The organism is Kitasatospora sp. NPDC051914, assembly GCF_040680995.1.
Lineage (GTDB): Bacteria > Actinomycetota > Actinomycetes > Streptomycetales > Streptomycetaceae > Kitasatospora.
Map to the genome: position 1 here is coordinate 1 of NZ_JBFAXX010000097.1, position 20,471 is coordinate 20,471.

19 protein-coding genes and 1 pseudogene are annotated in these 20,471 nt (G+C 71.2%); 11 read left to right on the plus strand and 9 right to left on the minus strand.

Features of this window, described 5'->3' with window-relative positions:
* Positions 1 to 101: 101 nt before the first annotated feature.
* Positions 102 to 695 carry a hypothetical protein gene (locus AB0M03_RS36710; RefSeq protein WP_363500133.1) on the minus strand — a complete coding sequence of 198 codons (594 nt, stop codon included), beginning with the start codon at positions 693 to 695 and terminating at the stop codon, positions 102 to 104.
* 649 nt (positions 696 to 1,344) lie between these two features.
* On the opposite strand from AB0M03_RS36710, the gene AB0M03_RS36715 reads away from it, so the two are divergent.
* Positions 1,345 to 2,820: a hypothetical protein gene (locus tag AB0M03_RS36715; RefSeq protein WP_363500135.1), complete on the plus strand. Its 1,476-nt coding sequence runs from the start codon at positions 1,345 to 1,347 to the stop codon at positions 2,818 to 2,820.
* Here AB0M03_RS36715 and AB0M03_RS36720 read toward each other — a convergent pair.
* Complete coding sequence (locus AB0M03_RS36720; RefSeq protein ID WP_363500137.1) at positions 2,790 to 3,242, minus strand: hypothetical protein; 453 nt, start codon at positions 3,240 to 3,242, stop codon at positions 2,790 to 2,792. The genes AB0M03_RS36715 and AB0M03_RS36720 overlap by 31 nt on opposite strands.
* A gap of 57 nt (positions 3,243 to 3,299) precedes the next feature.
* Here AB0M03_RS36720 and AB0M03_RS36725 point away from each other — a divergent pair, with 57 nt between their 5' ends.
* The gene (locus tag AB0M03_RS36725; RefSeq protein ID WP_363500140.1) at positions 3,300 to 4,469 is read left to right on the plus strand and encodes a DUF6183 family protein; all 1,170 of its coding nucleotides are present in this window, start codon (positions 3,300 to 3,302) and stop codon (positions 4,467 to 4,469) included.
* Positions 4,470 to 4,552: 83 nt separating this feature from the next.
* Here AB0M03_RS36725 and AB0M03_RS36730 read toward each other — a convergent pair whose 3' ends face one another.
* The 5 genes and pseudogenes from AB0M03_RS36730 to AB0M03_RS36750 form a co-directional block, all read right to left on the minus strand.
* The gene (locus AB0M03_RS36730) at positions 4,553 to 5,092 is read right to left on the minus strand and encodes a helicase associated domain-containing protein (RefSeq protein ID WP_363500143.1); all 540 of its coding nucleotides are present in this window, start codon (positions 5,090 to 5,092) and stop codon (positions 4,553 to 4,555) included.
* Between the two features lie 215 nt (positions 5,093 to 5,307).
* Positions 5,308 to 5,691: pseudogene (locus AB0M03_RS36735) on the minus strand (helicase associated domain-containing protein); the annotation flags it as partial.
* Between the two features lie 126 nt (positions 5,692 to 5,817).
* On the minus strand, positions 5,818 to 6,021 hold the full coding sequence (locus tag AB0M03_RS36740) for a hypothetical protein (protein WP_363500146.1): 204 nt from the start codon (positions 6,019 to 6,021) through the stop codon (positions 5,818 to 5,820).
* A 511-nt stretch (positions 6,022 to 6,532) separates the two neighbouring features.
* Positions 6,533 to 8,044, minus strand: a complete 1,512-nt coding sequence (locus tag AB0M03_RS36745) for a hypothetical protein (protein ID WP_363500149.1) — start codon at positions 8,042 to 8,044, stop codon at positions 6,533 to 6,535.
* A gap of 643 nt (positions 8,045 to 8,687) precedes the next feature.
* A complete protein-coding gene (locus AB0M03_RS36750; protein WP_363500152.1) occupies positions 8,688 to 8,837 on the minus strand; it encodes a hypothetical protein in 150 nt (49 codons plus the stop codon).
* A 279-nt stretch (positions 8,838 to 9,116) separates the two neighbouring features.
* Here AB0M03_RS36750 and AB0M03_RS36755 point away from each other — a divergent pair, with 279 nt between their 5' ends.
* Positions 9,117 to 9,950, plus strand: a complete 834-nt coding sequence (locus AB0M03_RS36755; RefSeq protein ID WP_363500155.1) for a hypothetical protein — start codon at positions 9,117 to 9,119, stop codon at positions 9,948 to 9,950.
* Between the two features lie 326 nt (positions 9,951 to 10,276).
* Here the strand turns inward: AB0M03_RS36755 and AB0M03_RS36760 are convergent, their stop codons facing one another.
* Entirely contained in the window at positions 10,277 to 10,441 is a 165-nt protein-coding gene (locus AB0M03_RS36760) for a hypothetical protein (protein ID WP_363500158.1), read from the minus strand.
* Positions 10,442 to 10,678: 237 nt separating this feature from the next.
* Here AB0M03_RS36760 and AB0M03_RS36765 point away from each other — a divergent pair, with 237 nt between their 5' ends.
* The 8 genes from AB0M03_RS36765 (at position 10,679) to AB0M03_RS36800 (ending at position 18,671) form a co-directional block, all read left to right on the plus strand.
* On the plus strand, positions 10,679 to 11,257 hold the full coding sequence (locus AB0M03_RS36765) for a DNA-binding protein (protein ID WP_363500161.1): 579 nt from the start codon (positions 10,679 to 10,681) through the stop codon (positions 11,255 to 11,257).
* Positions 11,257 to 12,366 (plus strand): hypothetical protein, encoded by a 1,110-nt coding sequence (locus AB0M03_RS36770; protein ID WP_363500164.1) that lies wholly within the window; start codon positions 11,257 to 11,259, stop codon positions 12,364 to 12,366. The genes AB0M03_RS36765 and AB0M03_RS36770 overlap by 1 nt, the downstream gene beginning before the upstream one ends.
* Positions 12,261 to 13,499, plus strand: a complete 1,239-nt coding sequence (locus tag AB0M03_RS36775; RefSeq protein WP_363500166.1) for a hypothetical protein — start codon at positions 12,261 to 12,263, stop codon at positions 13,497 to 13,499. Before AB0M03_RS36770 ends, AB0M03_RS36775 begins: the two co-directional genes overlap by 106 nt.
* Entirely contained in the window at positions 13,496 to 14,203 is a 708-nt protein-coding gene (locus AB0M03_RS36780; protein WP_363500168.1) for a helix-turn-helix domain containing protein, read from the plus strand. The genes AB0M03_RS36775 and AB0M03_RS36780 overlap by 4 nt, the downstream gene beginning before the upstream one ends.
* Complete coding sequence (locus AB0M03_RS36785; RefSeq protein ID WP_363500171.1) at positions 14,200 to 14,466, plus strand: hypothetical protein; 267 nt, start codon at positions 14,200 to 14,202, stop codon at positions 14,464 to 14,466. The genes AB0M03_RS36780 and AB0M03_RS36785 overlap by 4 nt, the downstream gene beginning before the upstream one ends.
* A 50-nt stretch (positions 14,467 to 14,516) precedes the next feature.
* The gene (locus AB0M03_RS36790; protein ID WP_363500174.1) at positions 14,517 to 16,874 is read left to right on the plus strand and encodes a Helicase associated domain protein; all 2,358 of its coding nucleotides are present in this window, start codon (positions 14,517 to 14,519) and stop codon (positions 16,872 to 16,874) included.
* A 458-nt stretch (positions 16,875 to 17,332) separates the two neighbouring features.
* Positions 17,333 to 18,208: a hypothetical protein gene (locus AB0M03_RS36795; RefSeq protein WP_363500177.1), complete on the plus strand. Its 876-nt coding sequence runs from the start codon at positions 17,333 to 17,335 to the stop codon at positions 18,206 to 18,208.
* Between the two features lie 178 nt (positions 18,209 to 18,386).
* Entirely contained in the window at positions 18,387 to 18,671 is a 285-nt protein-coding gene (locus AB0M03_RS36800; RefSeq protein WP_363500180.1) for a hypothetical protein, read from the plus strand.
* Between the two features lie 692 nt (positions 18,672 to 19,363).
* On the opposite strand, the gene AB0M03_RS36805 is transcribed toward AB0M03_RS36800, so the two are convergent.
* On the minus strand, positions 19,364 to 19,819 hold the full coding sequence (locus AB0M03_RS36805; RefSeq protein WP_363500183.1) for a hypothetical protein: 456 nt from the start codon (positions 19,817 to 19,819) through the stop codon (positions 19,364 to 19,366).
* Positions 19,820 to 20,471 lie beyond the last annotated feature (652 nt).

The following is a 20,471-nucleotide window of genomic DNA, read 5'->3' on the forward strand; positions in this document are numbered from 1 at the left end:
CGACGTGCTCGAAGTGCGGGAACAGAACCTCGAGACCAAGCCCCAGTGATTCGCACCCAGGACATGATCATCCGCCGCATGCCCGTCACGCCAACGCCCCGTCACATGATCGTCGCCAGAGCCGAATTCCGTGACCGTCGACACAGCCCTGCGACGCTGCGCCCCGCTCGCTGCCCCCGTCTGCCCGGGATGTCAGGCAGGGCAGGGCCGGGCAGGGGTGGGCTCGCGGCCCGGCCGGCGGTCGTCCAGACGCGTGCACGTGCGGCTTCCAGGGCGGCGAGGGTGAGGTTGCGGCGCAGGCCCAGCAGCACGAGCGACAGGCCCCGCACGACATCCACGGGCTCGGGCGGCGCCGATCCGGGGAGCCAGGGGGAGGGGAATGCCGCCCGGGGCGGGGTGTTCGGCCGCACAAGGCTGCCGTCGGCATCGGGGCCGACGACCCGCCATCCGGTGGCGGTGTCCCACAGGGCGAGCGCGCCGTACGGGAAGAGATCGGCGTTGACCAGCGGGTGTTCCGGAGCCCAACGGAGAACGGCAGACCGGAGCGGGCCCCTGGCATCGGGGGCTGCGACAGGCATGTCTGAAAGGCCCCAGGTTGCCGGGCGAAGACCTGCCGCGGCGAGGCTCTCGACGACGCGGGCGAGGTAAGCCGCCGCCGCCTCGTCTCGAGAGAATACTGCTGAGCGCTCGTCCACGGCTCCCCGTCCAAGGTGATGCTACGGATTGTCAGAGGTTCCCGGTCTACCACCCAATGGCCTGCCGACGCGCTGAAAATTCCTGCGCCGTCCGGCGTTGCACTGCCCCCGTCAACCTGTTCTGCCCCACCACAGAACAGCTGGCCCGAGTCGGCCGCGCGCTCACTGTCCGACACGGCCCCCAGCTCAGCCCAGTCCGGCCCGGCCCAGTCCGGCCCGGCCCAGTCCGGCCCGGCCCAGTCCGGCCCGGCCCAGCCCGGCCCGGTCCAGCCAGGACAGGGCTACGGCGACAGGCGGCGCGATACCAGCAAACCCCAAGGACCTTCAGCCGCCGGACCTGGTCCCGGCTGCCACCCCCTGAACGCTGGTAAAGCCTGGAGACCGCCGGATTGTTGGTGTGCCGATCAGGTCTGGCCGGCTTGCCTGAGCGGCCATCGGGTTCGCTGGTCGCCTGTACACCCGTGTGAGGCTGGGGCAGCCCCGTCCGCCGGGGGATGAGTGGTGCCAATGAGGAGGAGAGGTGGTGTCGGCCACGGCCGGCACCATGGCGGCGCCGAGCGGTGTCGGCGGGGGCTTCTAGGCTGCCCATGTGGACATGGACGATCTTTGGCGACGCGTACAGGACGGGGAGGGAATTCCCCCGCAGAGGATGGGGACCCTTCTCGAACTGGGCCATGTGGACCTGGTGGTGCAGATGGCACATGAGCGGGGGGACTGGTTCTGCGCCCAGACGGCGGTGCGCGCCCTGTGCGAGGCCGGTGAGTTCGATTGGGCCTGGACCGCCCTGGCACCGTTCGTCGAGGCGGGACCGCCTGCTGCCCTCCGGGAGGCCACCGAGGTTCTGCTCCGGTGGAGGCGGACGGAGGAAGCGCTGGCGCTGATCCGTCCGAACGAGTCGGACGAGACCATGCGGGAACTGGGCCGGATCTGCCGCGATTTCGCCCAGCGGCTGGTGAGAACGGGACGGGCGGAAGAGGTGGCCGAGTGGCTCGAATCCTCCGGGGAGAAGTCCGCGCTGCCGCCGTCGCAGGCCACGCCGATCGAGGGACAGAGCGACATCGAACGGATCTTGAAACTGCTCGTTCCACCAGGAGCCGCGGCAGAACAGGGCATCAACCGGAGTTCCGGATCGTGGCGGGGCGGCGGGGGTGTTCCCCACGTACTGGACGAGGGCGGGGCCGAATTCCACGCGGGCACAAACCAGGACGTCCGCACAATCATGGCCTCCCTGCCCGCCGCCGCCAAGGACGGCTTCCGCTACGACGCGGTGCCCTTCGACCTCTTCGACCACAACTGCGGGTCCGGGTCCGAAGTACCAGGCCTGCTGGAAGAACTGCGCACCGGCGACGTGCAGACCGCGAACCGGGCCCTCAAGGCACTGTGGGGCAGTGTCTGGCACCAGGGCACCAGCTCCGCGGCCGGCACGCTGGCCGTCCCGTTCCTGATCCGCATCGCCACCACACACCCCCACCACCGCGCGGACGTCCTGCTGCTGATCGCCGCAGTAGCACGCCGGCAGCACTTCGGCGACGGCACCCGGACCGGCCTGCTGCGCGCCGCTCATCCCACCGAAACCATGCACATCGAGCCGAGCGGCTATCTGGCGAACTGGTCCGTGCAAGCGGCCCGCGAGGCGGTAGCGGCAGACACCCACTTGCTACTGCCCCTGCTGGACGACCCCGAACCCGTCGTCCGGAGCAATACTGCCTACGCACTGGCCGCAGCCCCGGCCGCGCCGTCCGCCGTCCCGGATGCGCTCACCCTCCGCCTCGCCGTCGAGGACAACCCGGTGGTGCGGGCCTGCCTGGTCCTGGCAGCCGGCCAGCTCGCCTTCGAGAATCGCGATCCGGCGACCACCGAGCTGATGCACGCCCGCTGGCAGGACACTGACCGACCGCTCGACGTCCGCGTGAGCGCCGCCCTCGCCTGGCTCTGCCTGACAACCGGCCCCATCCCTGCCGACCTGGACGCCTTCCTCGACGAAGCAGTCACCGACGATCTCAACACCCTCCTCGCACCGGTCCCGTGGCTGCGCGACGTCGACGACGACGCCGGACTGCACCTCTGCCTCAAGCAGATGTGCAACCCCGCCGACTACCCCTGGCTGACCGAGTTCCGGGAATGAACCGACCCACCACAGGCATGCGACAGCCGACCGGTACCCGCCCGCATCACCCGGCCACCCACCAACCGGCGCTCTCCTCGCAGCCGGAGCCTGCCACCGTGACCTCCAGGGGCTCCTTGTGCGGGGCGCGGGACCCGGACGTGGCCTTCCCGCTGGACGAACGCGGCGAGCGCGGCCAGGCCGTGGGCGAAGCGGTCCGAGCGGGACACCTTCGGCTTCGCCTCCGCTGCGGCCTTGGCAGCGACGAGCTCCGAGTCCGGCTCGATGCCGATCGCTGCGAGCAGGTTCTGCTGGGCAGGCTCCAGAACGGACCGGCCGACACGCGGTGCCCGGACCCGCCGGCCGAGCCGCTCGCCCTCGAACACCGTCTCCTCGGGTAGCTGCGCCCAGTCCACGCGGCCGTCGGACTCCAGCCACCACATCCGCGTCATCACCGAAAACCGGTTGGCGCGGGTCCTGACACGGCTGATGATGGGCCAGTGATCAACAAGGATCAGGCCCGTTCGGTGGCGGCGCTGTCCGCAGCCGAATACGCGGATGTGGCCGCGCTCCGGCACGAGATCGGCCTGCGGGTCTCGGCAGGTGACTTCGACTGGGTCGTCGGCCTCGGCGCCGACATCGCCGGGCAGGCCACAGCGGAAGGGGGCCCCTCCGCCAACCACCTCGCGGTGCTGGGCCACCTCCTCCGGAGTCTGGCCGGCTGCGCGGCACCGGAGAGCCTGCGCGCTCTGCTCCGGACCCCTCTTTCGCTCTCACCGGACGGCCGGCAACGGCAGCGGGAGGAGCGCGCGCTGGCGGCGCTGGTCGCCCACGGCCAGGGTGCCGAGGACATCGAGCGGGTGGTGTACGGGGAGCAGGCGGATACGGTGCATCCCCGGGAGTTCCGGGCCTGCCTGCTGCACGAGCTGGTGCTCACCGGTACTCCCGTCGAGGACTCTCCCGCCCTGCTCGCCTTCGCCCACAAGCTCGCCGTGGAGGGGCATCCGCTCGCCGTACTGCCCCTGCACCTGCTGCCCCAGGAGCAGGGGCTGATCCGCCCGGACGGTGCGGCACCCGACTGGACCTGGGCTGTGTCGTCCCTGGCCGGGACGTTTCACAGCGCCGCCGAACTCCATGACACGCCGCTGATGCGGGAGCGCACGGCGGGCATCGACATGACCGAGATCAGCGTCCCCGCCACGGCCGAGGTGATGGGCGCGGCCGTCCGGCACTGGCGCACGGACTCCAACGGCCTGATCGCCGCTCAGGACTTCTGGTCGCCCGACCCGGTGCCACCGCAGGACTTCCCCGCCGTGTTCGAACGGCTGCCGCTGACCCCCTGGGAGGGGGAGCGGGCCCGGCTCCATCCGTCCACCGCCGAGGAGGTGTTCCGGATCCTGCTCACCGCGGCCACCCGGGAATCGGCATACGGCCCAGGGCAGCACGGCGCCTACGGGAGACTGGCTACCTGGCGCTCGCTCGCCGGGCTGACCGGGGCCCCCGCGGACGCCCCGGTCGAGCGGATCGCCGAGTCGGTCCGGCAGACGCACTGGTTCCGTCCCGACCCCGGCCCCACCTGGTTCTACGACATCGCCTGGGACCTGGCCGTGGCGGCACTACGCCCCGACGGCCAGGGGATAGCCGTACTGGCCGCCACCGACACCGACTGACTGACGCCCGCCCGACCCAGCACGTGCCCGGCCGCCTCCCACCACAGACAGCCGCGCCCACCAGGACCAGCCGACAACCCGCCCTACGCCCACTCCACGCCGTGCTCGGCGAGCTGTGCGAGCTGCCCCGGCGACAGCTTGGCGCGCCTCGCCTTCTGGTTGTTGACCCACGCGCCGAGCCCGACGTGGACGGTCTCGGTGCTCTCCTGGCCGCCGGGGCCGGCCGCGGTGACCTGCAGCGGCTCCTTGTGCGGCCGCGGGACGCGGACGTGGCCCTCCCGCTCGACGAACCGCGCCAGGGCGGTCAGGCCCTGGGCGAAGCGGTCCGCGCGGGAGACCTTCGGCTTCGCCTCCGCGGCCTGCCTCGCGGCGACCAGCTCGGGGTCTTCCTCGATGCCGATCGCGGTCAGCAGGTCCTGCTGGTCCTGCTCCAGGCCGGGAAAGCCGGCCCGCTGCGCCACGACCCAGCGGCCGAGCTGCTCGCCCTCGAACACCGTCTCCTCGGGCAGCTGCGCCCAGTCGACGCGGCCGTCCAACTCCAGCCACCACATCCGCGCCACGCTGTAGGCGCGCTGCCACACGACCGGCCAGGCCGGGCACCACCACGGGTCGATCTCCTCCAACGCGCGGCGCCGCTCCGGCGCCAGCGCCCCGCCTCGCCCGCCGGCACCTGGGCCGCCGCCCGCAGCTCCGCGAGCCACGTCCCGATCGCGTACCCGCCGACAGACGCCCGCGCCGGAGCAGCCAACGACCCGCCGTGCTCCTTCGCCCAGACCCGCGCCCAGGCCAGGCCGGCCTCGAACCGCGTGTCCGGCACTGACCAGATCATCCCCAGCGCATCCAGCATCCCCACCCGATGACGCGCCAATCCACCCGTCGCATGCTCAGAACGCCTGTCCGACACCCATTTGCCAAGCGGAAATTTCCCCTCTTCTCCCACCATTTCTGAATAGGGAACGTCGAGGCCGCCCGTTTCCTTAAACCAGCGCCGAGCGTGGTTGATACCCTCCCGCCAGTACTGATTCTCCCCCTTCAATACCCGGGACGCGATGAACAACGCCAGCACGTTCTCGTCCACCGGCGTCTGGAACCGCACCGGCAGCGTGAACGCACCCGACCCACCCTCACCTGACTCACCCTCACCAGGCAGGACAGCAGCCTCTGCGCTGCGCCCCTTGGTGCGCTTGCCGGACTCCTGGGGCACTGCGAGGGCCTCGACCACGCGCGCGTCGTGGCTGCGTAGCGCGGTTATCCAGGGGTGGGGGGAGTGTGAGGGATGTTTGTTCTGCCCATCCAGCAGTCGGCCACGCCCGTGGCCTGAGCCTGTCCGGCACGCCCGTCCCCTCGTTCAGGCATCCGCCACCGCGTAGCCGAGCGTGCGGGCGCGGTCGGCTGTCGCCTCGAAGTCCGCCGCCGGATTGAGCGCAGCGACTGTCCGGCGGCCCAGTGGGGCGGCGGCCAGGAGTGCGGCGACAGCCTGCCGGTCGACGGGCCGTTCGTAGTAGTCCTCGGCGTCATTGCAGACGGCCTCGGCGCTGCCGTCGGTCAGCACCGCGAAGAGCCAACCGGCTCCATCGGACTCTCCCGGCGCGAACACCACCGGACCGCACTGCCACGAGGTTGTGCCCGTCTCGCGCCACGCGCACACCGTCGCGTCGAAGAAGCCCTCGAACTGCAGCTCCGGATCGGCCGGGTAGTGCGCCAGCGCGGCGGGCAGGCCCTCCAGCAGCCCGGGCCAGTGCGCCCTGGGCCAGTCCCGCCACGGCGTGGCGTCGCATTCGTGGTCGAAGCCGTAGAGGAAGACCCGGCCGGGTCGAAGACGATCCCGTACAGATCACCGGAACCGTTCTCCATCGTGGCCAGGTCTACGCCTGGACGCCAGCTCGGGAGGTAGTCGTGCCTCGGGGCGAAGCCGCCGAGTACGACGTCGAGCAGCGTCAGTGCCCGGCAGCGGGCACGCAGGACATCGGGGTCGGCCAGCGCGGGCAGCAGCCCGTGAACGTTCATGGCGGACATTGGACAGGTCACTGCTGACAGCCAGGCGAGGACGAGCGGTCTGCGGCTCAGGGCAGGAGCGCGGTCATCGCGTCGGCGGGGAGGGAGGGGTTGGCGGCGGCCGCCGTCGCGACCTGCCAGTGCTCGTCGGCCAGCAGGTCGACGAGGACGCTGGTGGGGAGCTCCGGACGGGCGGCGGCGATGGGGCGGGCCTGAGGGTCGGCCAGACAGGCGAGGAGTGCCGGGAGTGACGTGTTCGGGTGGCGGGCGATCTCGCGGAAGGCCTTGCGCGCGGAAGCGGGCTGACGGGTCAGTTGCTCAAGGACGATCGCAGTCGCGTCGGGGTTCGTGGCGGCCTTCGCAGCCACGCGGGGACCGTGGCGGTCGATCATGGCGAGCAGTTGTGCCTCGGAGAGGCCCGGGTGCGGGGCGATCGCCTTGAGGACCTTCGCGTCGCAGTCGCGGGCGAGCGTGTCGCGGATCGCGTCCGGCAGGTCGCGGCGCAGGGCGACCAGCATGCGCAGGGTCGGGTCGGCCGCCGTGGCGAGGCCGGCGACCTCGGCGGGCGTGGCCGCGGCGATGCGCGGGAGCAGCGGGGAGCCGAGCTTGGTCGAGCGGGCGAGCTGCGCCAGGACATCGAGCGGCAGGTCCGGGTGGTGTGCGAGGGAGCGCTGGACGTCGTGGCCGCGGTCCTCGGCCAGCCTGCGGACCAGGGGCTCGTCGATTGACGGGTTCTTTGCCAGTTCCGCGCGGACCCCCGGCATCGGATCCCCGGCCAGCCGTGCGTACGCCTGTTGGGGCAGGCCCTCGCGTGCGGCGACGAGTTCACGCAGCAGCGCCGACGGGTGGTCGACGAACTGGGCCACGGTCGGCGCCGGGGTGGCCGGGTTGTGCAGTGCCTGCCATTGAACGTCGTGTACGGCGGACTGGTGGGATCCGTCGCATGCGTCCCCGGGCAGCAGCCGGCAGTCGACGCGGGGGCAGTCCGGGGCATGGGCGAAGGGAACCCGCTCCTGGTCGCAGACCCGGCACAACTGCACCGGAGGTATGCCTTCGCCGGTGAGCAGCGCCGCCAGCAGCTTCGGTGGCGCCGCCTCGTTGCCGGCGACTGCGCGGCGGACCTCCGCATGCGGATGCGGCGCGAGTTCGGCGGCCAGGTGGGTCGGGGCCCATCGGGCGAGTTCGGCCACCACCCGGACGTCGGGGTCGTCCACGAGGCTGCGGGCCACGTCAGGCGGGAGCCCGGGACACGCGGCCAGCTTCTCCCGGTGCTCCACGCGCGGATCCGCGGCGAAGTACCGGGCCCACTGTGGCAGGCCGGCCCCCTCGTCGAGCAGGGCGAGTGCGGCCAGCGGCTGCGAGGCCGGGTCGACGTCCTCCGGCCGCAGCCGGCCGCCGTAGGCGAGTTGGACGGCAGCCGCCTCGGACCGAGCCGCCAGCGTGTGGACCTGAGCGCGGTTCAGGCCCGGACGCAGGGCCAGCTCGCAGGCGAGCTCCTCGTCCGCTGCGTTGATCAGCCGGTCGACCAGGTGGGACGGGAGGGCGGGGTTCACGGCGAGGCCGAGCAGCGCGGGTTTCACACTGCGTCATCCTGCTGCACGCACCGCGGGGTGTCCTCCGAAATTTTCGACCCCGCCCGGCTTCCGCCCAAGCCAGCGTCGGGAGTAGCCCGCCGGACGCTCCTGGCCCTTGGTGGGGCCACGGTCCGTGCCGCTGGCCAGGACGGCGTCGCGGGCGATGAAGGAGTCGACGACCGACAGAACGGTGACGCGGGTGTGACCACTGCCGGTCTTCGAAGGTGGCGGCGTCGAGGCGGGCGCTACCGACTGGGGTTTCGTCTCCGTGTGCCGGGTTGGTGGGGTGTGTTTGTGGGTGCGGTTCACCTGCGGGAATGAACGCCGTGGTCTGTGATCGTGGTGGCTGTTGGGTGTTGGCTACGTTCGGTGTGTGGACAGAGTATTTGTGGCCGAGCGGGCCATGTACGCCTCAACTGGACTGCCCCGGTGGGTTGTTGCTGAAAGTTCGCCGTCGCTCGGCGGCTGCGCAGGCTCGGTCACGTCGGAGGCGGCCCGGCGCAGGCGCCATACGGTGCAGCGGGCGGGAAGACGGAAGACGTCCGGCATGCGCCCTGGCATGACGAGGCACCCATCAGCCGCAGCGCTGATACACCGCGCCGGTCGGCGCGTCCTGTGCCGGTGAATGTGGTTCTGGTCGCCTCGTAGCTCAGGAGCTGCCGCCCATCCGACTGATGAGCCCGTCCCTGGTGATTCCGTGTTCCTGGGCCCATGCCGCGAGGCGGTCCAGGTCGACCGGTTCGGGCAGCACGCGCAGCGCTTCTTCTGCTTCTTCCCAGTACCCGGCCTGGCAGCGCACGGGGGCACCTCAGGGCCGGGGCCCTGCTGCGCCGGGTACGAGCGCCGACGGCTCGGATGTCAGGCCACAAGGACGTCCAGGGCGGTGTCGAGATCGCTGGCGAGGTCTTGGCCGTAGTGGGTGGTGCCGTGCTTATCTGGGGCTGCTTTCCCCTCGCTGCAGGTCAGGGCACATCTACCGCCGTTAGGCACGTGAGGCACTGAGGCTGTTGGCCCGACCGGCCGGCTACGCGCTCAGTAGTCGGTGGTGTTGATCCTCCGCGGCCCGTACGGTCGGTCCATGGTGATCAAATCGGGCGAACCCCGCAGGCTCGGCATCCCGGCCCCCGAGGCGCGACTGCGCTTCGAGACGGAGCGACAGGAGACCGGGGGCGGGCCGGGGCGCAGGTTGCTCGTGGTCAAGGGGGAACCCGCCTTCGAACTCAGCCCGTGGTGTGGAACGTGCCAGTTCCTGTTTCGTCGGTTGGTGACCTCCAGAGAGACGCTGTCGCTGGAGAGCGTGCAGGAGAGGCTCACCGGCACGTTGACGGATCCGGACGACGATGAAGTGGTCGGCGCGTTCGGCGCGCTGCTGCCGGAGGGCGAGTACCTTCCGGTCCTGCTCCAGGTGAAGCCCCGCCTTGTCGTCCCCGGCCGGGAAGGCGACTACTTCAGCGGTGAACAGGTGGCCACGTGGGGGCTCGACCAGTTCTGGGGCCTCCCGGAGCACCCACACACTCCGTACTACCGGTCCTTCGAGACGGCAGTCGATGCGTCCACCCACCTCTATGAGTTCGTCGTGCCCATGGTCCCTCCGACGTGGAACGAGAGGGAGCGCGTGGAGGAGTACGTCGAGCTCATGAACCGGGGAACGGTCCCGACAGCTGTGGCGGTCTCAACACTGGACGTTTGCCAGCCCGCCATCGACCTGGCGGCCGACTACTACCTGCACTGGGGTCTGACGCACTTCCTCCTCGACGGCCACCACAAACTGGAGGCTGCCGCCATGGCCGGCCGCCCCGTGCAGCTCCTCTCTCTCCTGGCCCTGGGGGAGGGCCTGGCTGGGGCTGAAGACTGTGCTCAACTGCCCGCCCTGCGCGGTCAACCTCGCTCGACCCGGGCGATCAATACCTGAACCCAGCACGGGCCGTACGAGGATGGCAAGCCCGAGCACGAAGGCATCTTCAACCGACCGGCCGACCGCCTGCACCGGGCGCTCCGCCGGACCCAGGCCGGCGGGGAAGCCGTGTGCAGGCAGTGGCCCGCCGACGTTGCCCAGGCCGTCGCGCACGCCCGCGGCTGACGTCCCTGTACGTGCCGAACTCGCCTGAACAGGGGGGAGATATGAGTGAGGCACGTGCGGATCTACCCACCGTGCCTCACGTGCCTGCACCTTGAATCCGACCCCAGATAACCGTGGGTGAAGGTGGTGGTGACCGGGCCGGACCGTGCGGGTGCTCGTCAGGCGTTGCGCATGGCGAGCGCGACGCCCGCGGTCAGCGCGGCTAGCTGGGCCGGGTTGAGGCCGAGCACGCGGGCCTGGCTCTTGTCGACGTTGCCGAGCAGGTAGGTGCCGACCAGGGCCGCGCCGAGGACGACGACGGCCTTCTGCTGTCGGGGACTCATCTTCTTCACCTCCTTCCGGTGTTGGTAACCGACCGCGGTCTCGCCCGGCGCCGACAAACCGGGGCGGACCGTCGTCCGGGCATGCTTGTGCGACTTACTGAAAAGGCGTGGACAGTGTCCGAGGGTGGGCGTAGAGTCGCCATAGCGTTTCAAGTTAGATGAATAGGCGTGGAGGTTGTGGGTGTGTTCGTGACGACGGGTCAGGCCGGGACGGCCCTGGGGTGCTCGATTCCGACGGTGAAGAAGCTGATGGCCACCGGGGTGGTCCCCGGCGTGCGCGACGTCGGCCGGCAGGTGTTCCCGCTGGCCGCGCTCCAGCAGTTGCAGGCCCGGCCTGCCGCCGACCTGACCGTGCTCGCCGCGGCGGAGGTGGCGGTGCTGCGCTCGGACGCCCCCGCGAAGGTGGACGAGTCGGACCGGGAGTGGATCGGCTTCGGCACCGGCCTGGACGAGGTGCAGCTGCTGGCCTCGCTGTCCGGTTGGTGGCGGTGCGACCCGGCCCGGGTCGCGGCTGGCGCCGTGCTTCCGGTGACGGTTGCCGGGTTCGTGGTCGCGGTGCTGACCGGCCTGACCGAGTGGGAGTCCGACGGCACTGTCGGCACCGCGGGCCGGTTCCGCTTCCCGAAGGCGAGGTTGGCCGGCTACCTGACCGATCTCACCGCCCCCGCGAACGCCGCCGACCCCACCGACCCCGAGGACGCCCGCCTGGCGGGCCTGCTGCTCGGCACCCGCCTGCCGTCGGTCTCCGGCGGGCCGATCGCCTACGTCACCACCAACCCGGCCACCGACACCGCCGACGAGGGGGAGCAGGCCTGATGGACCGCAAGACGTACACCGCCGAGCTCGCCTCTCTGCGCGAACTGCGCGGCGAGATCACGGCCGTCGAGAAGGCGGTCGCGGCCGCGCAGAAGGAGCTGGACAAGCTCAACGGGCAGCGTGCGCGCCGGGTGGCCGGGCTCGCGGGGTACGAGGGCGCCCAGGCGCCGGCCATCGCGAAGGCCTCGGGCCTGTCGGTCGGCGACGTCGTGCGGATCGCGCCGCTGCTGGACCCGACACCGGCCGCCGTACGCGTCGCCAAGGCCGACGACCGGCCCGCCGCCGATGCGCCCGCTCCGGCGCCCGTGACGAGGCCCGCGCCGATCGCCGAGCCTGCAGGTGCGGTTGCACCGGCGCCGCCCCGTCCCGCCACCACGGTCGAGCATCCGACCCCGGTTGCCCCAGTGACCGCGGTGCCGCGCAAGGAGGTTGACCGGGCCGTCGTTGAGCAGCCCGCCCCCACCGCTCCCGCCACTGCTGCGTCCGTCCCGGTGGCTCCGGTCGCTCCAGGCACTGCTGTGGAGCGGTCGGCCGTGGCCGTTGGTCCGCGTGAGCTGCCCACCGTGCCGGAGGGCCCGGCGGGTGTACGGTTCGAGGCCGTGACGACCGGGCTGGTGTCCAAGCGTCCGAACTTCGTCCAGCAGGCCCGCGTCACGGTGTTCCTGGACGCGGCGGCCGGTGTGCTGGCCGTGCGCGATCAGGTCGTGCGGGTCGACCTCGGCGCCCGCACGCCCGGCGAGATCCTGGACGCGGTCCTTGCGGCCGCGCCCAGCACCGAGCGGATCTACATCACCGCCGGCGCCCCGTGGCACGACGGCGCCGAGCGCTACTCCACGCTCAAGGACGCCGTCGCGGCGTGGCTGAACACCCCGTCGGAGCGGTGGACCACCGCGGTCGGGTCGGGTCGGGACAAGCTGGCCGGGCACTTCGTGCACCAGCGCCAGCCGGTCGGCCGCTACGCCCCGCGAGTGCCCCGGACAGTGGCAGCACCGAGATCCGGAGCATGGGGGAGTGGTTCGACCCGGACGGCGCCGACGTCGTCACCTGCCGGGACGCGTTCCGGCTGCTGTGGCAGGCGCTGCGCCGTCACTGGGACGACGCGGTGCTGATGGGCTCGCCGAGCCAGACGGGCCGGGACCTGTGGTCGCGCACCATCCCCACCACCGGCAAGTGGGCCGGCGGCTACCCGGTGCTGTCGGAGGAGCTGCGCTCTCTGCTGCACGCCACCGGCGGGCAGGGCCGCACCGAGCTGATCCTGCCCCCGCGCGTGCCGGAGCAGCTCCCGGCGCTGGTGGAGTACGACCGCACCTTCGCCTACGCCAAGCACCTGTGGAAGTCGCCGGTCGGCACCCCGCGCCGGATCACCGCGGCGCGGTTCGCGGCGATGACCGAGCAGGAGCAGGTCAAGGCGCTGATGTCCTGCTCGCACTGGAACGTGCGCGTGACCGTCCCGGCCGGGTGGAACCACGTCGGCCTGCTCCCGGCCCCGGTGACCGGTGACCGGGCGTGGGTCTACCCGTCCGAGCCGGGCGCCACGTTCACGACGTGGGCGGGCGGCGCGGAGGTCCACCTCGCCCTGTCGAACCACCTGATGCCGTGGAAGGTCGAGATCCTCGGCGGCCTGCTCTTCGAGGACGGCAAACCGCTCGACGAGTGGGGCAAGCGCCTCAAGTCGGCCTGGGCCGGCCTGAACAATCTCTCCAAGATGCACGGCGACGAGCGGCAGCGCACCGCCGCCTACCTTGCGTCCCGGGCCGTCCGGTCGGTGCTGCTGTTCGGCCTCGGCGGGTTCGCCCAGCGCCCGCGCCTGGTGTCCGGCACCACGCCGGTGGGGGAGGCGCTCCCGGCCGGGGTGGAGATCCTCGGCCAGGACGGCGAGGTGGTGACCTGGCAGCGGCATGCCGGCTTCTCCCGCGACCCGTACGCGCACCCGGAGTGGGCTGCGTATGTGTGGTCGGGGGCGCGGGCGGCGCTGCTGGACATGAAGTACCGGCAGGGCAAGGAGGTCATTGGCCATGCCGGTGCCCTGCACGCCCGGCCCGGCACGGTCGTGTACTTCGGCACCGACGGTATTGCCCTGACTGAGCGCCAGATGTGGCCCTACCGCGGCGAAGTGGGCGACTACCTCCTCAAGGGCCACCTCACCGGGCCGGTCGAGCACCCGACCAGCCAGGAGCAGTACCTCAAGCTGCGCGGCCTGGGCCGTACCGAACTCGCCGAGAAGGGAACCGAGCAGCAGTGAGTCCGGCCGACCCGAACAACCCCAACGAGGCCGCGCGCCTGACCCAGCAGCTGATCGACGAGGGCTACACCAAGCGGCAGGTCGCCAAGATGCTCGGCCGCGACGCCTCCCTGGTCTCTCAGTTCTTCACCAAGGGCAAGGGGGCCGCGTTCGTCGGCGCCCTGCGCCAGATGGTCCGTGCGGTGCGAGGCGGTGAGCGTGACACCGAGGCGCTGTCCGGGATCGCGGAGGCGAACACCACCCGCCGCCGCACCAAGACGGGGCAGAAGGCCCGGGTGCGGGGCAAGGACACCGTCGGTGCCCCCGGGGAGTCGATGGCCGGCCGCGCCGGCAAGCAGGCCATCCGCTCCGGCGCCTCCCACCTCGCCCCGGTCGTGCACGCGACCGGCCAGGCCGGCGGGCGCCTCGCCTTCACGGTCCGGATGCGCGCCGACCAGTACGTCTACTCGGCCGGGTCGGAGAAAGACTCCGGCGGCATCCGCCGCGGCTTCGTCCCCCGCGCGGACGGCACCGAGGAGCGCACCTACGGCTCCAGCTCCACCGGTGGCTTCGACGCCGCCGAGTGGTCCCAGCGCGTCGCGGACCACCACGGCGACGTCACCGAGGCTATGAAGGAATGGCTGGTGGAGACCGGCCGCGCCGTCCAGGACGCCGACATTCAATACCTGGAGGTCCGAGGCTGGATCCCCGAGGCGGGCCGATGAACACCCAACACACCGGCCGACCCGCCTGGTTCACCGGCTCCGACGAGAAGCTCACCGTGCTGCGCCGCGCCGCCGAGGTGCGCGGCGTGGTTCTCCATCCGGACACACCGCCGGGCGAGAGCGATGCGCAGGAGCTGACCGACGAGCTCGCCGACCTCCTGCTCACCGAGGACTGCTTCGACGCCAACTGGGAGATCACGCCGTTCGGCGACCTGGTCGAAAGCCTGATCGACGCCCTCAACCGCTACGCCTACCCGAACTGACCACCGCCCGCACACCAGCCCCGCCCGGCCAGCGAAGGAGCACCACCGCCGTGGAGACCACGACCGCCACCGAGCAGGACGTCCCGGCCGCGTTCCGGGCCGCCGCCGGGCCTCTGCCGGCGCAGCCAACCGGCACCGCCGCCGTAGCGAACCCGCTGCCGCTGCACTGGTTCCAGAAGGACGCGGTGGCGGCCGCGGTGCGCGAGGTGAAGGATGGCGGCCGCGCGACGGTGGTCGCGGCGACCGGCTCCGGCAAGACGCTGATCGCGGCCGGCTGCGCCCGGCGCCTGGCCGCTCGGGGGCGGGTTTTGGTGTTGGTGCCGACGATCGAGCTGCTGGAGCAGACCGCCGAGGCGTGGTCGCTGGGGGGCGGGCGTCGGGGTCTGGCGGTGGCGGCGTGTTCGCGGGAGGAGGCGTTGGAGAGCGCGGAGGCCGGCGGCCGTGTTCACGCCCAGGTGTCTACGCAGGCCGCGCGGATCGCGGACCTGGTCGCCACCGAGAAGGTGGGCGAGCCGGTCACCGTGTACGCCACCTACGCGAGCCTGGAGCGGATCGTCCAGGCCCACCGCGACTTCGGCCTGCCGGCCTGGGACCTGGTGGTGATCGACGAGGCGCACCGCACCGCCGGCGCGGAAGGGAAGGCGTGGGCCGCGGTCCACGGCGATGCCCAGGTCCCGGCGAAGCGTCGGCTGTACTTCACCGCCACGCCCAGGATTGCCGACGACCGGCGGGCGAAGGACGGCCTGGCCGACCTTGCGGACGCCGACAGCGAGGGCGCGGAGAAGCTGCCCGCGCTCTGCTCCATGGACTCGGAGGAGATCTACGGCAAGACCTGTTTCACCTGGACGCTCGGTCAGGGCATCGAGCACGGCTACCTCGCCGACTACCGCGTCCTGGTCCCCGTCGTCACCGACGAGGACCTGCGCGAACTGCTCAACCTTCCCGCCGTCGCAGACCTGCGCTCCCAACGCAGCAACGAGGAACTGCTGCGCCTGGCCCTGCAGATTGCGGTGCTGCGCGCGATCGCCGACCTCGGCCTGCGCCGCGTGATCACCTTCCACTCCCGGGTGTCCGCGGCGCGGGAGTTCGCCGGCAGCCTGCTGGACGCCTCCCAGCTGCTGCCCGACGCGGAGCGGCCGGAGCGGATCTGGGCGAAGGCGGTGGCCGGCACCGACCGTCTCAAGGACCGCCGGGCCGCGTTCGCCGAGTTCAAGGCCCACACCGGCGAGGACGGCGAGGAGTGCGGCATCCTCGCCAACGCCCGCCTGCTCTCGGAAGGCATCGACGTGAGGGCCGTCGATGCAATCTGCTTCGCGGACCCGAAGTCCTCGGTCATCGACATCGTCCAGGCCGTCGGCCGCGCGCTGCGCCAGTCCTACCGGCAGGGCAAAGTCTCGTGGGTCATCATCCCGGTCTACCTCCCCACACCGGAGGTCGGCGACGACACCGCGGCCGCCGACCCGTCCGAGGTCCACGACGCCGGCGAGGCCGTGAAGGCGGAGGCCGACACCGAGATCGAGGCCTCCAGCTTCCGCACCATCTGGCGCGTGCTGCGGGCGCTGGCGGCGCACGATGCCCGAGTGGTCGGCCGGATCACCGAACTGCGCGCCCACCGCTCCCAGGGCACCGCACACACCACTGCGGCCAAGCCGGCCGAGGGCGAGACCGAGGCCGGGGAGGGCGAGCAGCAGCCGACCCCGGTGGAGTCGCCGATCGAGTGGCTGAAGATCAACGCCCGCCACCACGCGGCGCAGATCCTCCAGACGGTGAAGCTGCGCGCGTTCAACCCGCGCGCGGTCGAGTGGCAGCGCATGCACGCCGTCGCCGCCAGGTTCCACATCGAGCACGGCCACCTCGACCCCACCGACAAGACGAAGCACGCCGAGCTGATCTCCTGGCTCACCCGCCAACGCCACCTGAACGGCCAAGGCCTGCTCGATGCCGCCCGCGTCAGCGAGCTGGACACGCTCGGCATGATCTGGTCGAAGAACGCAGGCGCCTGGGAACGCGGCTACGCCTACGCAGCCGCCTTCCACCACCAGCACGGCCACCTCGCGATCCCGGCGACCGCCAAGCTCGACGACTACGCAGTCGGCGCGTGGATGCGCCGCCAGCGCAAGGCCGCGGGCCTCACCAAGGACCAGGTCGCCAAGCTCGACGCGCTGGACGAGCTGTGGCGCCTGGAGCCGGACTGGAACAGGTCGTACCGGCGCCTGCTCGCCTACCTCGCCGCCGGCGGCACCCTGGACGGCCCCGCGAACCGCACCGGCCTCGGCGACGACCCGGCCTTCCGGCCCGGGACGTGGCTGCGCAAGCAGGACAAGGCCCGCACCGACGGGAAGCTGACCGACCACCAGGCCGCGCTCCTGGACGCCCTCACCCGGCACGCCGAGACCGTCACCGGCTGAACCCGCCCCGACCCCGCCGCCTCCGATCGGTTGGAGCTGGCCCTGTACAGCAGCCGGCTCGCGCCCGTGGACCGGGACCTGGGCCGCCCGATGCACTACGGCAACGGCCTGTACCGGATCGTGCGCGTTGCGGAGGAACGGTGGGGACCACCGCTTATCTGTGACGACTGGTCAGGTTGCTGCTGGCTGGTGTGGTAGCTGTCGGGTATGCAGTGGTTCGAGTCGGTCGTTTTCGCGTTGTTCCGCCGTTCGTGGCGGGGGTGCTCCATGGCCCGGTCATGGCGGTACTCGATCTCCCAGACGTCTGGAAGGGATGGTGGGTGCCGCCGTGGATCGCCGGACGCGTCCCGGCCCGGGTCGTCCCGACTCCGGCAGAGGTCGCCGGCTACGGTCCGGTGCACTCGCCGCCCGCGAAGCTGAAAGAGCACTGGTGCAGGGGAGTCCGACGGTCCTGGGGCATGGAAACGTGGGCCGCGATCTGCGTCATCCTCCCCGCGGCGGTGTCTGGAGCGCTGGCCCTGGGCGGCCTCGTCCTCACCGTCCACCCGAGCAGTTCGGACAATCCGCAGTTCGCCCGGGAGCACACGCTGGGGTTCTTCTCCCTGTCGGCCGGTCTGGGCAGCGCGGCCGTGCTGTGGTTCTACCGGTCGCGCAGCCTCTACCGGCGCAGGCTCGGAGTGAGCCTTCCGGTCACCTCGGCCTTCCACCTCGCCCGGCTCCTGCGCAACTGCTCGGCGGCCGCGTCCGGCGGCCTCACACTGCTGGAACTCGACCAGCGGGTCACCCGCTACACCAACCAGCTGGGGTGGTTCGCGGCGTACGGTGTGGACCGCGAGCGGCGGCGCGCCGCGCTCCAGCCGCACATCGCCCGGGTGCAGCTGGCCGTGGAGACCGAGATGTCGAACGTTCTGCGGGACGGTCCCGACGCTGTGCCCCGTCTCGCCCGCCTTCTCGCCACGCTGCTCGATCGTTCGGTGCAGGGGCGGTGGATGGGCCTGCTGGAAGAGGCGGACCTGCCCACGGAACGGACCGAGCTGGTCGCCCCGCGCGGGGACCGGTACGACCGCTGGGTCGTGCTCGGTGGCAGCGTGGCAGCGGCGGCTGTCATGGGTACCGCGATCATCGCCGGCCTGCCAGCCTCCGCGGTCGCTCCTGCCGCGCTGACCGCCCTCATCGGTCCCGCGGTGATGTGGGGAAGTGACAAGTTGGGCATAAAGCGTGAACACGCGCAGACCATGACAGTTGCCGTCAACGCTGCCGGTTCTGCGTCCGCGGAACCACCCCCACCAGTGGAAAGCCCTTCAGCGGAGGGTATTCCTGCCCCCAGAGCGTAGCGGGATGCCGTGGCATTGCCAGCACGGTCGCTGCGCTCCGGTCGTTGGGACAGGTCGAGTGGACCCGCCGCCCCGGCGGCCGCTGCTGGCCCTGCCACCAGGACCGCGAAGAGCGCCTGGAACGGGAGGCCGAAGAACAGCTGGAGGCCGCCCGCACGGCCCACGCCGCGCTACGCCCGTGCTGGACGTGCCGGGCTCGAAGCTGGAGCTGCGGGAGAAGGCCCGGCCGGACCGGCTGGAGTGCCCCGAGTGCGTACAGGCCCGCGCCGCAAAGGACTTGGGCCCGCTGATGCTGCCGGTCTCGACCAAGCGCGAGCTGGTGGCCGCGCTGGTCTCCACTCCAGACGATCCGTGGTGGGAGGACCGCGTGCTGCACGCAAAGCTCCACCCGACGAGGAGCCGCAAGTGTGACCTGTTGGTGCTACAGGACCATGGAGACGAAGACCGCTATATGCACGACTGAGTCGCCCACCCCTGTCGTCCACGTGGTTGCACTCGTCGTGACTCCGCTTGCGGAGGGTACTGCCTGCTTGCTGTGCGTTCATGTCGTGGCTGCCCGCGCCGGATCCCAGCCCCGGCTCTCCCCGCGGCCCGCTCGGGCCGGTAGTCCGTCGTCATGTCACCGGGCAGGCGGCGCTTTTCCCCCTCCTGACTCGCCCGGGCCACTACCCGGAGCATGCGTGAGATCACCGAACGACTCCTGCCTGCAAGGCGGTTGCGCTCCAACCCCCGCGTGATCAAACGCAAGATGTCCAACTGGGCGCTCAAACGAACCGAACACCACACCCCGCCCCGATCCCACGCGCCGACCGTGCACCTGGTCGCCCCGACCAAGGCCCACTCCAAACACCTTTGGCAGTCAGCTCCAGGTCGGCCGGGCGGTGCCCGGCGGTGTGTCCGGAGCCCATTCGAGGAGGAGTGGGGTAGTGCAATCGCGGAGGGGCGAACCCGGGTGGGCTCGCCCGACGTCCGATCAGCCCCGCTTCTCCAACGGCTTGGACGATTCCTGACCGGCCCCGGGGTGGTCCTTCTCGAGGTGGCCGATCAGGTCGCCGGAACGCAAGCGGCAGAAGGCGGCCAGCTCGGCTTCACGTTGCCGAGCAGGCCGCCTGCTGCCTTGCTCACGGGTCGTCCGACGTCCCGGTGCGGAGCGTGTCAGTCCGTACAGGCGGACACGAGTACACCCGGGGTGCCCGGGAGAATGGTCTCGGTGACGGGCCCGAGGGGGATGCCGACCGGGCCGCTGGTGGTCGTACCGGAGACGGTCCCGCTGACGGTGACGGTCACGGGCTGAAGGCTGGTCACCTGGACCGCGACTCCCTGGCCGCCGTTCGGGCAGGCGGCCGGGGTGAGGACGACGGCGGGGAGCGGGCCGCTCGTCACCGTCGCGGTGGTGGTGAGCTTCACGCTGGTGAGCGCCGGAGTCGAGACGCACGACGCATCGACGCACGCCGAGACGGAGACTTGCGGGACGGGCACCGGTCCGACCGTCAGGCTCACGGAGTGGGAGTCTGCGGCGGCCGGGGCGGGCCACGCAGCGAGCGGGAGGACGCCGAGGGTGAGGCTTGCCGCCGCCTTGACGGCCCAGTTGCCCTGTCGGGAGAGAATCATTTTCGTGTTCCTTTCTCTTGTCTGACTATCAGTCGGATCTGGCGCCATCGGTGCCGAGGTCAAGGGGTGCGATGTTCCGGATCGGGTCCATGGGAAAGGCGTCGGCGGGTCGAGGGCCAGGTGAGCAGTTGTTCGGCCGTGAAGGTCCGCCGCGTGGGTGGCCGGAGGGCCGCCGAGGCAACCACGCCGGAGTTCGCCGATCGGCGAACGCTGAAGGGGTGGAAATGCGTCGATGCCGCAGGACGTCGCCGGAAATAGGGATGGCGTGCTCTGTCGAGGCGCTGTCGAGTGATATTGGAATACTGATCTCCGAGGCTTGCAACCAGGCACCTCATGTGAAAGATATCCTCACGGTCTGCTACGGAGAAGGGGGCGCGCAAATCGCGATGGAGTGAACCTGGCGCGCCGTGGGCGCAGATCGGGCCGTCTGCAACACCATGGCCAGAAGAGGCGTGTACGCCCCATTGACATGCCAAAAATATAGATTGTATGACTACTGTTCGGTTTTGCGTCAGCCCCAATGCGGCAACCGCACACATCGGGTACGGCATCCCGATTGAGAAGCCGTTGTCGTACCGATTTTGGTGGACGTGGGTTCGACTGGACAGCTCGGTCGGGTGATCTTGTTGCTTGCCGCGCATGAAGACAGGGC